This window comes from Phocaeicola acetigenes (assembly GCF_027529745.1).
GTDB classification, from domain to species: domain Bacteria; phylum Bacteroidota; class Bacteroidia; order Bacteroidales; family Bacteroidaceae; genus Phocaeicola; species Phocaeicola acetigenes.
The window spans coordinates 328,342-344,651 of sequence record NZ_JAPZVM010000003.1 but is presented as its reverse complement, the minus strand read 5'-3'; the positions used below and the strand labels follow the sequence as shown (position 1 = coordinate 344,651).

13 protein-coding genes are annotated in these 16,310 nt (G+C 39.4%); 4 read left to right on the top strand and 9 right to left on the bottom strand.

Features of this window, described 5'->3' with window-relative positions:
- Positions 1-16: 16 nt before the first annotated feature.
- The 5 genes from O6P32_RS06085 to O6P32_RS06065 form a co-directional block, all read right to left on the bottom strand.
- A complete protein-coding gene (locus O6P32_RS06085; RefSeq protein ID WP_269877447.1) occupies positions 17-1,873 on the bottom strand; it encodes a DEAD/DEAH box helicase in 1,857 nt (618 codons plus the stop codon).
- A gap of 79 nt (positions 1,874-1,952) precedes the next feature.
- Entirely contained in the window at positions 1,953-2,165 is a 213-nt protein-coding gene (locus O6P32_RS06080; protein WP_178267334.1) for a helix-turn-helix domain-containing protein, read from the bottom strand.
- An 18-nt stretch (positions 2,166-2,183) separates the two neighbouring features.
- Entirely contained in the window at positions 2,184-2,819 is a 636-nt protein-coding gene (locus O6P32_RS06075; protein ID WP_269877446.1) for a DUF2975 domain-containing protein, read from the bottom strand.
- Positions 2,820-2,840: 21 nt separating this feature from the next.
- Positions 2,841-3,680, bottom strand: a complete 840-nt coding sequence (locus tag O6P32_RS06070) for a CPBP family intramembrane glutamic endopeptidase (protein WP_269877444.1) — start codon at positions 3,678-3,680, stop codon at positions 2,841-2,843.
- A 36-nt stretch (positions 3,681-3,716) separates the two neighbouring features.
- Positions 3,717-4,154 carry a DUF3836 domain-containing protein gene (locus tag O6P32_RS06065; RefSeq protein ID WP_269877443.1) on the bottom strand — a complete coding sequence of 146 codons (438 nt, stop codon included), beginning with the start codon at positions 4,152-4,154 and terminating at the stop codon, positions 3,717-3,719.
- A 343-nt stretch (positions 4,155-4,497) separates the two neighbouring features.
- Here O6P32_RS06065 and O6P32_RS06060 point away from each other — a divergent pair, with 343 nt between their 5' ends.
- Both O6P32_RS06060 and O6P32_RS06055 read left to right on the top strand, forming a co-directional pair.
- Positions 4,498-6,609, top strand: a complete 2,112-nt coding sequence (locus O6P32_RS06060; RefSeq protein WP_269877442.1) for a glycoside hydrolase family 97 protein — start codon at positions 4,498-4,500, stop codon at positions 6,607-6,609.
- Entirely contained in the window at positions 6,609-8,621 is a 2,013-nt protein-coding gene (locus tag O6P32_RS06055) for a glycoside hydrolase family 65 protein (RefSeq protein WP_269877440.1), read from the top strand. The genes O6P32_RS06060 and O6P32_RS06055 overlap by 1 nt, the downstream gene beginning before the upstream one ends.
- 371 nt (positions 8,622-8,992) lie before the next feature.
- Here the strand turns inward: O6P32_RS06055 and O6P32_RS06050 are convergent, their stop codons facing one another.
- The 4 genes from O6P32_RS06050 to O6P32_RS06035 are packed head-to-tail and all read right to left on the bottom strand — an operon-like array spanning position 8,993 to position 11,799.
- A complete protein-coding gene (locus O6P32_RS06050; RefSeq protein ID WP_269877439.1) occupies positions 8,993-10,135 on the bottom strand; it encodes a nucleotidyltransferase family protein in 1,143 nt (380 codons plus the stop codon).
- A 12-nt stretch (positions 10,136-10,147) separates the two neighbouring features.
- Positions 10,148-10,417 carry a PqqD family protein gene (locus tag O6P32_RS06045; protein ID WP_178265684.1) on the bottom strand — a complete coding sequence of 90 codons (270 nt, stop codon included), beginning with the start codon at positions 10,415-10,417 and terminating at the stop codon, positions 10,148-10,150.
- Positions 10,418-10,453: 36 nt separating this feature from the next.
- Positions 10,454-10,894, bottom strand: coding sequence for a S24/S26 family peptidase (locus O6P32_RS06040; protein ID WP_269877438.1), 441 nt, complete (start codon positions 10,892-10,894; stop codon positions 10,454-10,456).
- 8 nt (positions 10,895-10,902) lie between these two features.
- A complete protein-coding gene (locus O6P32_RS06035) occupies positions 10,903-11,799 on the bottom strand; it encodes a ParB N-terminal domain-containing protein (RefSeq protein WP_269877437.1) in 897 nt (298 codons plus the stop codon).
- A gap of 648 nt (positions 11,800-12,447) precedes the next feature.
- Here O6P32_RS06035 and O6P32_RS06030 point away from each other — a divergent pair.
- Together O6P32_RS06030 and O6P32_RS06025 are read left to right on the top strand one after the other, a co-directional pair.
- On the top strand, positions 12,448-13,575 hold the full coding sequence (locus tag O6P32_RS06030; protein WP_269877436.1) for a helix-turn-helix domain-containing protein: 1,128 nt from the start codon (positions 12,448-12,450) through the stop codon (positions 13,573-13,575).
- Positions 13,576-13,707: 132 nt separating this feature from the next.
- Positions 13,708-16,299, top strand: coding sequence for a PL29 family lyase N-terminal domain-containing protein (locus O6P32_RS06025; RefSeq protein WP_269877434.1), 2,592 nt, complete (start codon positions 13,708-13,710; stop codon positions 16,297-16,299).
- The last annotated feature ends 11 nt before the right edge of the window (positions 16,300-16,310 follow it).

The window sequence follows — 16,310 nt, the reverse complement described above, 5'->3', positions numbered from 1 at the left end:
AGTGGTCTCCTGTTTTTTATTTTTTACGTTTGCGACGTGCCCATCCTTCTTCTTCGAAGCCCGGATTTTCACCTTTGGATGAATTGTCATCTTGGAAGAATTGTTTCCAGTCATCTTTTCTCTTTGGACCACGTGCTGCAGTATATCCTCGTTCTTCCCGGCTGGGTTTACTTGTTTTCTTTTCAGTTTTACCTTTCTTCTTTCCGCTTTTGTCGCTTTTTCCGGTATTCTCTCCGGCAACTTCTACAATCACTTTGCGTCCGTTGAGGCTTACCTTGTTCAAAGCTTTAATTACCATAGGTGCTTGCGCTTCTATGATCTCGAAGAAAGAAAAGTTCTGCATCAAATCGATACGGCCAATCTGAATTCGCTGTTTCTTTAGGTTACGGTTTACCAATTCTATAATCTGATTGGCATAGAATCCGTCGGTCTTTCCTAAATTCAAGAACAAACGGGTATATCCTTTTTCTGCCTTGCGTGCAGTCTTTTCACGGTCGGAGCCTCTGTCTTTCCGTTCCTTTGCAGTTTCTTTCTTGTCGTTTCCTTTAGGCTGCTCTATTTCCGGAGCATTCTTATAGTAATCGAGGAAGCGGTTGAATTCCATTGAAACTACGCGTTTGATAAGGTCTTCTTTACTCAACCATTCCAGTTTGCGGTAAATGTTGGGTAAGAATGTTTCAATCTCTTCTTCGTCTACCTTTACTTTTTCGATATCATCGATTACCTTGATAAGTTGTTGTTCGCAGATTTCCTTTCCGGAAGGAAGTGTACCTATGGTAAACTTCTTATTGATGATACGTTCTATTTCGCGCATCTTTCCTTTTTCGCGGAGGTTGATGATGGCAATAGAAACACCCGTCTTTCCTGCACGTCCGGTACGTCCGCTACGGTGTGTGTAGCTTTCGGTATCATCAGGTAAGCCATAGTTGATTACATGTGTCAGGTCGTTTACGTCCAGTCCGCGTGCGGCTACATCGGTAGCAACCAGCAATTGTAAATGACGTTGGCGGAACTTCTGCATTACCAGGTCGCGTTGTACCTGACTCAGTTCTCCATGCAACGAGTCGGCATTGTATCCGTCTTGAATCAATTTGTCGGCTATTTCTTGAGTCTCTTTACGAGTACGACAGAAAATAATGCCATATATCTGTGGGTAAAAGTCTACTACACGCTTCAGTGCCAGATACTTGTCTTTTGCATGTACGGTATACGCAATGTGATGTACATTTTTGCTACCCTCGTTTTTTGTACCAATGGTTATTTCCTTGGCATTATGCAGATAAGTTTTAGCAATACGTGCAATTTCCGGACTCATGGTAGCCGAGAACATTAAGGTATTGCGGTCTTCTGGTACCTGTTCGAGGATGGCATTGATGCTGTCTGTAAATCCCATATTCAGCATCTCGTCTGCTTCGTCCATTACAACGTCTGCAATGGTTTCCAGATGAGCTACTTTTCTTTCCATCAGGTCGATAAGACGTCCTGGGGTAGCCACAATAATGTGTACACCCTTTTTCAGACTACGTATTTGGCTGTCGATAGAGGAGCCGCCATATACGGGTAATATCTTCAAATCGGTAATATACTTGGAGTAGTCAGTTAAGTCTCCTGCTATTTGCAGGCAGAGTTCACGAGTAGGGCAAAGTACCAATGCTTGTGGTACTCGTTTGCTTACGTTAATCTTTTGTATCAGCGGCAGACCAAATGCGGCTGTTTTTCCGGTTCCGGTTTGTGCCAGAGCCACTACGTCATTGCGGTTGCCCAGCAGATACGGGATCACTTCTTCTTGTACAGGCATGGGGTTTTCATATCCCATTTCTTCGATTGCTTTCCGTATCTCGGGTGAAACGCCGAGTTCTTCAAATGTTTTCATCTATTTCAAAAATCTAATTCAATGGCAAAGATACGGATAATTAGCGGATTATACGCTATTTATCCGTATCTTTATTTGTTCAGTCCTTGTCGGGCTGATATTCAAGAATATCGCCAGGCTGGCAATTGAGTTCCCGACAAATGGCTTCGAGTGTGGAAAAGCGGATGGCTTTGGCTTTTCCGGTTTTAAGAATGGACAGGTTGGCCGGTGTCAGTTCAATCCGTTCGGCCAGTTCGCCCAACGAAATCTTACGTTTGGCCATCATCACATCAAGGTTGACTATAATAGGCATATGTTTTTGAGCTTTATATTATATAGTTAAGTCTTGTTCTTCTTTCAGTTTGACGCCCACAGCGAAGATTTCGGTGAGTAGAATCATGACTGCCAGTGTACCCCAGTCGATTCCGAGACTGGTTATTCCATCGACGGTATATCCCGGTATATTGATTTGCTGGAGTGCGCTCTGTTCCAACATAAGATTAAGCAAGCCTAAAATTGCGCAAAATCCGGTGTATGAATAGGTGAACCATCGCAGCCACCAGATGTTTTTGCGTGAGAACACATCCTTGCGTGAGATGCGGATGAGCAGACGTATCAGGCTGTATATTCCGTACAGAACAGCGAGAAGGCCTATTAGAATGGCTGGACTAAATATCAGAAAACTGGTGGAAGGTTCAATGTAGCATTCTATTTGCGAGGTCTGATAGGGTATGGTAGCCTGTAAGGTGTCGGCTGGGATACTTTCTATCGGTGTGACCTCTACTGATACCCGATGGAAATGTTCTATCTTCTTGACTGTTCCATTTTCTGCCATTACTATTTTATTTTGTTCATATCCGTCGTTGAAGCCTTCTTGAAATTCTTTGCTCATATCGGGCAAACTGAATATAAACTCTCCAATAATGATGAGGATAGCCAATATTCCTAAAAGACTAATATGTTTCATAGGTCGGTAAATTTACATGGTTTATACTTCTTGGGGTAAAACAGATTCTTTGGATTCTTCTTTCCACTTGGCTGGTTGTGGTACCAGCTTTTTGCGGATGTAAAAGATGCAGGCAAGACTGATAAAAATTCCTCCTATTGCATATAAGGTAGCTCCTGCCAGTCCCATCTCTTCTTGCATGCTGGCAAATGGATTGTCAGACAAGTAATAGTTGACAGTAGTCAGTCCGTTGTTTACGAAATGCATGCAAATGCTGGGCAAAAGGCTTCCTGTGCGGTAATATACCCATCCCAGTGCTAGTCCGAGAATAAAGGCAAAGGGCGCTTGTTCCAGATTGCCATGTACAATGCCAAAGACCAGAGAAGAAACGAGGATAGCGAAAACTGGGCTTTTACCTGTTTTCAGCAGATGTCCCATGATGGCGCCTCGAAAGACCAACTCTTCCACTATTGGTGCCAGGATGACCACACTGATTACTCCTAAAGGATTACCCATCATAATTTTCATGGTTCGGATAAATTCTTCGGAAGGGGTGGTAATCCATTCGCTAAGGTAACTGGTCCACATACCCATGCCGATGACAAATACACAACTTGCCGCTAATAGCCTGTAAGAATATACGGAGAGTGTTTCTTTATTCAGCTGTACATATTTCCATCCTAAGATGTGTGCGGCCATGGCCAAAGTGGATACAATTCCGGAGATGAGTGTAACCGTGATAAAGGTAGGAGTAGTTGCTTCCGGTATCTCCAATGTACCGGTACTAACGTACAGAGGAAGTACATAGATGAACATCCCTACGAAAGCGAAGGCTAACTGATAGCCGATAAAATACAATGCAAGTTTGATAGTGCGTCCCATAATTGTACTATTTTTATGTGTGAATTAAATCTGTTGTTAAAAGGTCGTGTAAGTAAATTGTGTTTCTTGCGTTGTGACTGTGACTGCCAATAAGGTATTGTTCGAGTCTGAATAGTAAATATATTGCTGTTCATTCTCGGTAAAACTTTTCTTCTTTCTGTTCCATTCTACATAAGTCAAGATGGTAGTGCTGGGACCGTCTTCTACCGTTAGCAGGTAGGCTGGTTGCCATTGCTGGCAGTATTGATCCCAACGGTACGCTTTTTTTTCTGTGATTGCTCCGTTTGTGTTTCGCTTGTATTCGTATTTGATGCATGGAGTCAGTGTCTTACCATCCTGGTTTAAGGTCGATACTAACAGTGTGTGTTCATCTTCGCCATAGATAAATGTGCCTTGAGGTTCGGCATGAACAGTAGTAAAACTCATGGCCCCAAACGCCATTACGAATACAGATTTCAATACGATTGCTTTCATGTGTGTGTTGTGTTTAATGTTATAATTTGTTTCTTCGATAAATATTTATCGTTTTTCGATATGCAAATGTATGTCTTATTTTTTAATTATAAAAGAAAAATATAAATATTTTATCGAAAAACAATATATTTTTATCATTTCATTATATGGCTTATTCTTGTAAACTACGATATAGGGAGAAAGAGTATAAGTATTTTCATTTCTAGGTTTATGTGCTTTCCTGGAATTCTTTTTTGTAATAAGGAGAATGAACTCTATGCTTCAGGTAAAATACTTCAAATTGTAGGACAAAAACTATATTGAAAATTATTATATTCGCACATCTATCTATTAAACAATACACATGAGACATTTTATTTTATCATTAGCTTTAAGTCTATTTGCTACAGGAAGTGCATGGGCACAAACCTTGAAGTCACCAGATGGCAATCTGGTATTAGATTTTCATTTGTCGGGTACAGAAACCCCTGTTTACTCTTTGGATTATAAAGGTAAGCCGATTATTAAAGAAAGTAAGATGGGATTTGTCTTGCATCCGGATTTTCAGTTCAATCAAGATTTTGAAATAGTTGATACAAAGTTCGCTGAATCGGATACCACATGGGAAACAGTGTGGGGACAAAACAAGGAGATTCGTGATAATCATAAGGAAATGTTTGTAGCCTTACGTCAGAAAAAAACTGGTTGGCTGTTGAATATTCGTTTCCGTCTCTTCGATGACGGGCTGGGATTTCGATATGAATTCCCGGTACAAAAAGAACTGCGTCATTTTATCATTATGCAGGAAAATACAGAATTCAGTTTGGCAGGAGATCATAAAGCATTCTGGATTCCGGCTGACTATGATTCAAATGAGTATCCGGTAACTACATCTCGTTTGTCGGAGGTGGCAGGCTTGAAAGATGCCGTATTGAAAGAACCGCTTGCTGCTCAAGCTCCTCCTAAAGAACTGGCAGTGCAGACACCGCTAATGATGAAGACAGACGAGGGACTCTATGTAAATATTCATGAAGCTGCACTGGTGGATTATCCAGCTATGTGTTTGAATCTGGACGACAAGACTTTCCGCATGAGTGCTCACCTTACTCCAGACCGTAACGGATTTAGAGGATTTATCCAAACTGGTACAACAAGTCCATGGCGTACGGTGGTAGTGAGCGATGATGCACGTGATATTCTGGCATCTAACTTGATTCTGAACTTGAATGAGCCGTGTAAGATAGAAGATACTTCATGGATTAAGCCAACCAAGTATGTAGGAGTTTGGTGGGAGTATTTTATCGGAACGAACTCTTCGTGGGCTTATACCGATAATCAGGACATCATCATAGGAAAAACTGATTATACTACATTAAAGCCGAACGGACATCATGGAGCTAATACTGCTCATGTGAAAGAATATATTGATTTTGCCGCAAAGCACGGATTTGATGCAGTACTGGTAGAAGGATGGAATGAAGGTTGGGAAGACAACTGGGCTTTTGGTAAAGAGCGAATTTATAGCTTTACAAAAGCATATCCTGATTTCGATGTGAAAGAGCTGAATCGTTATGCAGCATCGAAGGGGATAAAGATTATCATGCATCACGAAACAACTTCTTCGGTGGCAGATTATGAACGTCAGTTGCAGGATGCGTTCCGTTTTATGAAAGACAATGGATATGATGCAGTGAAGACTGGCTATGTAGGAAAAATGATTCCACGCAGTGAGCATCATGATGGACAGTGGATGGTGAACCACTACAATTATGTGGCAGAAACGGCTGCGCATTATCGGATTATGGTCAATTCGCATGAGGCAGTGCGTCCTACCGGTATGTGTCGTACTTATCCGAACTGGATTGCACAGGAATCTGCACGTGGAACAGAATTTGAATCATTCAATGGTATTACTCCCGACCATACTACAATTCTTCCGTTTACCCGACTGATGGGTGGTCCGATGGATTATACTCCGGGTATCTTCGAAGGAGATTTGTCTACTTATGGTGGTTCGAAGAATAATAAACTCAGCAGTACGCTTACAAAACAGCTTGCTCTTTATGTGACTATGTATAGTCCGCTTCAGATGGCTGCAGACTTGTATCAGAACTACGAAAAGCATTTGGATGCTTTCCAGTTTATAAAAGATGTAGCTGTAGATTGGGATCATACATATATTCTTGAAGCAGAACCGGGTGATTATATCACGATTGCCCGTAAAGCAAAAGGAAAGAATGAGTGGTATATTGGTGGTATTACGGACGAGAATGCTCGTGAAGCGGTAATTGATTTGAGCTTCTTGCCTGCAGGAAAGAAGTATCAGGCTACTATCTATGCAGATGGAAAGAAAGCTGATTGGCGTACCAATCCTAAAGACTATGTAATTTCAACCAAAAAGGTGAGCAGTAAAACTGTTTTGAAACAACGTTTGGCACCTAGTGGCGGTGTAGCAATCAGTATTAAAGAATTATAATGAAACGTTTTGCTTTTTATTTGTTGACAACGGTCTTGTGTCTGGCTTCGGCTACGGCACAAGACCGTTGGCTGCTTCGGGCAGATAGTATTGACCGGACTCAGTACTATGGAGTAACCTCTGGAAACGGTATGATTGGACTTGTTTCTTCTCCCGAGCCGCTGAAGTTGAAAGAAGTGGTATTGGCTGGTTTATATGATTCGTATGGGCCAGGACGCATTTCTGGGCGAATTTCTGCTTTTAACTTGTTGGATCTTCGTTTGCTTATAGGCTGGGAGGAACTTTCACCTGCAAACATATCTCATTATACCCAATGTCTGGATATGCATAATGGAACATTAACCGGTTCTTTCCGTTTTAAGGATGTGGCTACAGTGCATTATATGTATTATGCCTTGCGCCATTTACCTCATTCGGTGATGTTGGATGTTACAGTGAAAGCTCTTCGTAAAACTGCAATTGTTGCAGAAAATATTGTACAGACTCCGGCTGCCTATCGTGACAACCGAAACTATTTTAATGAGGTGAACCCTCCTCATGCTTATATCCCTTTGCTTACAACGGTAGCCCAGACTCCTTCGGGGAAGACAACGGTTGTGGCAAGCAATAGTTTTATTTTTCCTGAAAAGAAAGGCGAGGAACCTCGTGTTATTCATGAAATGCGACATACAGATTCTCATCTTATGCAGTTTACCCGTCATTTACAGAAAGACGAAGAGTATACTTTTTCGCTGGTGGGTACACTGCTCTCTTCTATGCATACTGCCGACCCTTATAATGCTGCTGAACGAATGTCGGTATATACTGCACTTCAGGGAAGAGAGGCATTGATAGAGGCACACAACCGTGAGTGGGAAAAATTATGGGAAGGCGATATTGTGGTAGAAGGTGATAAGCAGGTACAACAGGATGTGCACAATATGCTGTATCATCTGTATGCATCGGTGCGTAAAGGAACAGGTTATTCACTGTCTCCTATGGGACTGACAGGACAAGGGTATACCGGACATGTGTTTTGGGATACAGAAATGTGGATGTATCCGGTGTTGCTTGTTCTTCATCCCGATTTGGCAAAAGAATTGTTGGAATATCGGGTAAATCGTTTAGAAGAAGCACGGCAGAATGCGTTTCTTCATGGATACGATGGTGCAATGTTTCCTTGGGAAAGTGCAGTAACTGGTGTTGAAAAGACTCCCGTTAGTTCGTTGTCCGGACCTTACGAGCATCATATTACGGCTGATGTAGCTTGGGCTGCATGGCAGTATTATCTGGTAACAAAGGATAAGGAATGGTTGCGTGAAAAAGGATGGCCACTGTTGGAGCAGACTGCTCGTTTTTGGAAGAGTAGGGTGGTGTACAAGGAAGGACGCTATGAAATAAAAAATGTGGTATGTGCCGATGAATGGGCAGAGAATGTAGACAACAATGCATTTACGAATGCAGCAGCCCGCTTGAATTTGGAATATGCGACTCGTGCAGCTCAGGAGTTAGGACTTCCTGCCGATACAGCATGGCAGTATATTGCTTCGCATCTGGTATTTACGAAAATGAAAAATGGAGTAACTCGGGAGCATGACTCATATAAGGGACAGCATATCAAGCAGGCAGATGTTAATTTGCTTGCCTATCCGTTGAAGTTGATTACCGACTCTGTACAAATTAAACTTGATTTGGAATATTACAGTCAGAAAGTGCCTGATGCAGGTACTCCTGCCATGACACAGGCTGTCTTTGCTTTGTTATATGCCCGTTTGGGAGATCAGAAAAAAGCAGGATATTGGTTCCGGGAGGCATATGAGCCTTATTTGCTTCCTCCTTTCCGGGTTATGGCAGAAACAAAAGGTGGTACCAACCCTTATTTCCTTACTGGAGCAGGAGGAGTGCTACAAGCAATCATTTATGGTTTTGCCGGATGGAATGTAGCTGCAAAAGGAGGTGTGGAACGGATACAGTCTGTTTGTCCAGCTCATTGGAAGAAAGTAGAGATAAAGACTCCTGCTTTTCGGAAGTGAATTCTTTTAATCTTCTCATGATATCTTCTTTTGTGTGATGTCTCTGGAACTATTCCAGCGGATATTTTAATCATGTGAGAATAAATATTGGCGTAGCTTGTTTTTATACTTGTTTCGTTTCAGATTATGAGTATTATAGGCAATTTTTGCCAATAAAGTCACATAAAAAAGGATGAATATAGTAAGAAATTCTTATTTCAATATGTTATTCTGAGCGTAGTGAAGAAACAAAGTCGGCAAAGCTGGTTTTATATGCATCAGCTCATATTTTGGAGATTCTTCACTTCGTTCAGAATGACAAAATACTAGTTAAATCTTATTTTGAGGTAACTTTTATAAACGGTAATATCAATTAAGGATTGGGTACTTTTTTATTTCTTTTTCTTTCCGTAAATTGTATCATGCAAAATATTGCTTATTCCTTTATAAATATAGAAGAGAAGGAAATTTAGTGTCTCACTGCCAAATATCCGTTGCATTTTTCTTAGATACAGCAGTGTGTTTCGTAAAGAGAATAACTTTCCGGCAAGGTAACCTTTCGGGCGTGCTTGTTTGTCGGGGTTATAATGTCCAAAGTTTCCATTGCGTAAAATGACCTCTTCAAGTAGAAATTCAGATAATTCCTTAATCTCTGCAGTATCTGAATAGAATGGAAACTCTTCTTTGGGTAAACCAAGATGATGTACTGCAATACATCCAAAGATTTTCCATATACGCATCAATCCCATACGGCATAAATCTTCGTGTAGAAGATTACGATTGATTTCATCCTTGAATCTGTGTAGATACATCACACAGTCGCAAAGCTGACGAAGTCCTACTCCTCCTGTAATCAGATGACGATACATGTGATAAAAAATAAACATGGCGTCGAATCGTATAGGTGGAAGGTATACCGCTTCTCCTCCAAGATTACAAGATCGACATTCCTCACCCTGAAGGAGAGTATCACTCCATTTACGGAAACGCTTGTTTCGGAACAAACCATAAAGAATGCCTGCAATACGATGTATTTCGATAGGTACTTCTCTATAAAAGAAATGAAGATGGTGGCTGCTTTCTTCCGCTTCTCCCTTCAGCATCCCCCATTGTTTGAGTAGCTGGCAGGTCTTTTTATAATTATGGTTTCCTACATACAAATCAATGTCGCCGCAGGCCCGTTTGAAAGGGTCAGGATAATTTTGAGCCAGTCCTTGTCCTTTCAGTAGCACAGAATGTATGCCTTCTTTTTTCAGACGAGACGATAATTCACTGATTACATCGTTTAGCAGATGATGGTGCTGCGTGGTGCGTATCTGAAGGGAATGAGCTTTTATTTGCATACCTTTGTTGGGTTGCAATGCTATTGGTAGCATAGACAGTCCGTCTATCACGAAGCCTAATACAGTTTGCTTTTGGGCAAGTTGAAATACTTCGTTCCAATTTGTATCGTTGCCGAATAGATTAAAATTCGGTTGCTCTTTCCATAATCCGCTGCGGATAAGGACGAAAAGCTGTGTGACAGATTGCTCCATGTTTTTTGTAGATTATTCGCAGACAATCTCTGCTTGTATCCATTTTTGCGATAATGCAGTAGCATCTTTTAGTGCAGTGTCATAATCCACATCATATTTTTCTACTAAAAGTGCAGCTAGCATTTCATTATCAAACTCTTTACCAAGTATATTTTCCCAAAGATAGGCAGCCGTAGGATTTAAAGTTATCATCTTATTGAAATTGATTTGATTTAAGCCCTCTCCTGAAACAATCTTTTCTCCTGCAATTTCCCGTAATACAAATCCTTCTTTAATTCTCATTATACTATTAAATTTATATGTTTTTATTTTTTGTGTTTATAGTCGGCGATATATTGCCAATAAATATCTTCTGAGAGGAAGAAGTTTAATCCAACAAACCGATTTCCAAGAATTCCATGGATTATATGGGTTTATCGTTTTCCCATTTTTCAAAATGGCGGTAACTTTTCCAAAAACATCTTTTCTTTCACATGTTTCTGTTCCCCTCAGATTTCCGTCTCCCATTAAAGTGATGGTTTGTTCATCGAGCCGGATGATACGATGTAAAACGAAAGTCCCCTGATTGGTTTTGGCCAACACAATGTCTCCTTTTTGTAATTGAAATTTCCCTGTCAGCATAACGCTGTCTCGTCCATTTCGGATAAATGGCAGCATGCTATTACCCTTTGCACGGAGTGTGACTTGCTTGCCTTCTTTTAGCATTCGTTCTACCTCAGACAAAAGAATAACGTTTGGAACAATGATTTTGTTTGTCATATTTTATTTTACTTGCTAATAGTCTCATAACATAACAGTGCGGCTTCTTTATCCGGACGGCATTGTAAATGATAGATACCAATATGAGAAACTATTTTGGATAGGGTAGAGTGTAAACCTTCTGCATATTCTTGTTTCCAGCGAATGGCTGAAGCGGAAGGTGCTATAGCTGCATAGGCTGCAGCACCAGTCAGGCGTTCAATTTTATTCTCCGGATATTGGCTGAGTCGGACAATTCCTCCTAAAGGCATACTTTCATTACGATAACAAGGTGTTTTTCCACTCCAAGGAGTACCGTATACAATCACTTCGTTGTCATGTAATCGGATCACGGGGTTATCATCATTAAGTAAATAACTCTGTTCTATGTGTTGCAGCCATAACTGACTGTGTGTACTCTTACCGGTTCCACTTTTTCCTAAAAATACATATCCATGGTTTTTACAGGCTATGACAGAAGCATGAATCAATAACGCATTTTTACAAGCAGTATGAATTGCGTAAAGTAGCATGAGTGTATTGTTTATGGCAAAAATCTGTTGTTGATGGTTGAGACCTGCTGCCAGTATGAGTGATGCCTTTGGTGAATTCTGTTCCAATTTTAACAGGGCGATAGAACGTTTTTGCATGGAAATGGCAAAAAATTGTTCGCCGTTGGGGGATTCGTATAAATCAAGATAAATTCCTTCTCCTTCGAACTGAACAATGAACTTTCCTGTAAATATAGGCTTTTGTATGGATTCTTTGATAGCTAAGTTGAAGATAGTTTCATCTGTTGACTTTGCTTCTTCTTCAGAAATTCGGAACGGATGACAATTGGTTAATGTCTCGAGCAAATTGGGAATTGAGTCAACTGTGATACAAAAAGAATATCCACCTACTTTATACCATTGTTTTTCTATCATTGTATAATGAATTATTGAAAATGAATGAACAAATATAGTGAAAGATGAGTGCCTAGACAAATGAAAGAGAAGTTTTTCAATTTGTATATATTATATAATTGACTGTTTCTTGGAACTCAAAAATGCCAGTAAAAAAAGTTGCAAATTTATGGATATTATGTTGATGTATAGGAAGGGCATCATTATTTGTTGGATATATGAATGGGCTAGAGTCGATGGCGATGATTGTATGTTCAGCGACGTTGGCTGCTGAATTGTTGAGGCTGAATGCATAATCAGCGTCGTTGGATATTGAAGAAAAACGGATATGATGAATATCTCATAATGTTGTGCTATTAATAAAGAAAATTATCACATGAGGCTAATTTATAATATGATTATTGGAATGAAAATATGTTACATTAATATTTCGGGCCAGACTTATAATTTGTCTATTTGTGCGAAAACTGTATTATTCTTGTATAATAGTAAAAAAGTAAAACAAATATTCTCGCTATTGTGATTGTAATAGAAATGATTATCTAAATTTGTACAATTAATAAAATTATGAATAGACATCTTTAGAGTTTCGGGCAGGTGTAAAAATAAATATATCTGCTGTGCTTTGAATGTATAAATTGTTGGGGCAAAAATAATACTTATAAAAACATGAATCTATTTTTAACTGTGGATATTATATCAGGGGTAGGATGCTTGATTATGGCAGTTCTTATGCACTTCTCGGAAATAGGATGCTTAAGAGAGGAAATAAATATGCGTAGAGGACGGACTATGGTAGAGTTGTTATTGCTATTAGTTGGTGTTTTAACTCTTGTGACAGGCCTGGGCGGGGAGAAATATTATGAGATATTAAAAGCTGGATTGATACAAGGCTTTCTTCCATTAACTATCTTTTTGTTTTCATGGGCGATATTGTATGCTATGCATCAGGACGAAAATCTGGATCGGATAATGTGGCGGCAACTGATAATAGTACTACTAGTATTATCTATTAATGTTGTGTATTGGATTTTTGCAGATGGAGGGTTGCAAACTTATTTTTATTATATTCTTTCATTCGTTAATATTATAGTACTTGTCTATTATGCTTATTTCTTTTCTCAGACTATATTAAAATACAAATTAAAGCATCCTCATGCATATCCTAGTCTTCGTTGGATGATAGGATTAGAAAAAGTTGGTTTGTATGGAGTCTGTTCTTTGTCTGTGCTGGTAAATTTTTGGCTTGATAGAAGATTGTTTTTGGTTTTTACTTTCCTATATACTTTACTGTTTATTATATTGGTACTGCTGTATCATAATCATGAAGTAATATGGGCATTGCATTCATTGACAAAACGTTATCAAAGAGTACCAAATAAAGATAAAGAAACGAAAAAGAGTATACCTTCTGCAGCTTCTGTACATACAGGTCGCCAGACTATTTTGAATAATGATAAAATAGCGGAAAGAGTAGCGGAATGGGTGAATAACCATGGATATCGTCAGGCAAGTATTACGATTAAAATATTAAGCAAAGAGTTGGGTATAAACCGTACTTATCTGTCTAATTTCATAAATGAAGTTTATGGAACGAACTTTAATGGCTGGATTAATGAACTGCGTGTAAAAGAGGCTAAAAGTAAAATGTGTGAGTCTCCGGAGCTAAGCTTAAGTGAAATTGCGGACTTTGTAGGATTTGCGGATTCCGCTCATTTTAGCAAACAATTTAAGCAAAATGAGGGGGTGTCTCCTTCGGTATGGAGGAAAAATAAAATACGCGATAAGGAAAAGTGAGACTTTTGTCGAAAGGTACGTACGAATATACGAACAGACAAGCTTTCATCGGTTTGTCTTATCTATTTTTGTCACACGATTTGAAAAACAGAATGAACTGCGAAATTATTTATTAATCAATTTTATTACAGTATGAAGAAAAAAATCTATGGAGCCCTTGTGTTGGGTAGCCTGCTTCTTTCTGGAGGAATGGTATCTTGTTCAGATTATGACGATGATATCAACTCTTTGAACGAACGTGTAGATGGTATTGAAAAGACCTTGGCTGATTTGAAAGCTAAGATCGAAGCTGGTGCTGTTATTACAAAGGTTGAAAACACTGCCAATGGTGTGAAGGTAACATTAAGTAATGGTGAAAGCTTTGAACTGACAAACGGTAAAGATGGAGCTGATGGTGCCGATGGTAAACCGGGTTCTACTGTATCTGTTGACAGCGAAGGCTATTGGACTATCGATGGTAACCGTGTAACTGTAGGTGGCAAACCTATCAAAGCAGAAGGTGAAAAAGGTGATCAGGGTGAAGCTGGAACACCGGGTGAAGACGGTAAGGATGGTAAATGGTATGAACCAAACGAAGACGGATTCTGGTACGAATGTTCTTACAACGAGGAAGGTGAAGTTGTAAAGACTAAAACTGACAGCCAGTGGATTCCTGCAACAGATGAAGGTGTACGTGTAGTATATAATCCTGCTGAAGGATATATGTTGATTTACGGTGCAGAAGGTGCAGAAGAACCAATCCGTATTGATATTACTTCTGATTTGAAGTCTTTGGCTTTGATTCCTTATGTAATTGATAGTGAAAGTGGTCTTTCTGAAATAGGTTTCTATAACATTATTGCTAAAGATGGTAAGGTTGCTGAAAGTACTGATGCTAAAGCTCATTATCGCTTGAATCCGGCAAATGCAGATGTAAATGCATGGGAATGGAGTATGATTGACCGTACTGCTCAGGTACGTGCAACTGGTGATAATGTAAACGATTTGCTTGTTATCAGTGATAAAAATGTAGACGCTGGCGAACTGACAGTAACTTTGAAATCAAGAAAGTCTTTGGAAGGACTGGCACAGGATCAAATCGCAATTTTTGCATTGGCTGGTAATAATAAAACAACAGGTGAACAGATTGTTTCTGATTATGGCAAAGTCGTTTCAGAAGATTTGAAAAACTTCGCTATTGTAAACGAATCTCTTGGCGGTGGTGCTTTTGCTAGTGAATATCCAACTACAGAACCTGCTAAGACTGCTGCAGCAGATGCAAAATTGGTTTATAATGAAAGCCTTGATTTGAATACATTGGCTTGGACATGGGTTAAAGATTTGAAACCTAATAATGTTACATTGGAAGGCCTTGAAATTGATGGTTTGACTTATACATTCGAAAAGCCAAAAACTTATTTAGGTAATGATGGTGTAACTAATCAACAAGATTTCGTAGTATTGGAAGGTAGTACAGTAAAAGTAAATGAATATGGTACTGCAGCTATTGGACGTACTCCTATTTTCTTGGCAAAAGCTTTAGTTAACGGTAAAGAAGTTGCAAGTGGTTATATCAAACTTGAAGTAGTAGAAAGTGCTCCGGCTGCAGATAAGGAAGATGAAATCTTGACTGTAGATTGTGGTATTATCAACTATCAGGCATTGGATGCATTGGCTGCTGGTACTCAGATTAAGGGACTTGAATGGACTATTGTTAACCAGTTCTATGCTAAGTATAATTTAACAGTAGATAAATTCCGTGCTGCTTATAATGAACCAACAGCTGCTAATGTGGTTGCAGAAGCTGGTGTTGAACTTACTAATAACTGGTGGAATGATCAGTCTGGTACAACTACTGATGCTGCTACAATTGATATGGATCCGACTCAGGTTGCAGTTGTTGCTAAACTTGGTCAGAAACGTGAAGCTACTATCACATTTGAGTCTAAGGATAAGAAAGTTTATCCGAATGTAGTTGTGAAGTTTGTTTATCAGATTGAAGACAACGTTACATTCCCTGAACTGAACCCAGACTATAAGATTGGAGAAAATATGGTTCAGGTTAAGGGTAGATTGGTAGTCGATAAGTGGACAATGATTTCTGCAATTAAGGAACACTTCGAAAACTACTTAGTTGGTTATACAACTCCTGCTAACCATAATAAAGATTTGGTTGCTTCATTGAAACCGTTGCAAACAGGTGCATCTATTACTTCTGGTGTTGCTACTACTCAGGATATTCAGTTGACTGCTCCATTGACAGGAGATTATCGTGATTATGTAGTATACTTGAACATGACATTAGCAAACGGTGAAATACAGAAACTTACTTATACTGTACGTTTTGCATCTCCGTATGCTGTAAGTCTTGATGAGTTGACATTGAAGACCCTGCCGGCAGAAGCTTCTAAAGCTGATTTGGCTAAAGCTGTTGTTGTAACAGGTCCTCTGAATGAAATCATCTATCAAAATGGTGTCGTAACATCTGCTGGAGCTACTTATAAGTTTGCTGATTCTGGTTATAGTTTTGACTATGATTTGACAGGATCTACTACAGATTCTTGGGAATCATTTGGTGGTAACTTGACATTGACAGGATCTCAGATTGTATGGGACAATGACGGTACAGAACTTCAGAAAGATAAATTTGCTACTTCTAAGGTAACATTGACTGTTCCTAATGTAGTAATTAATAATGCTGAAGGTGTTGTGAAAATTTTGAGCAGTGCACATAGCATGGAATAATTCTTCTATGA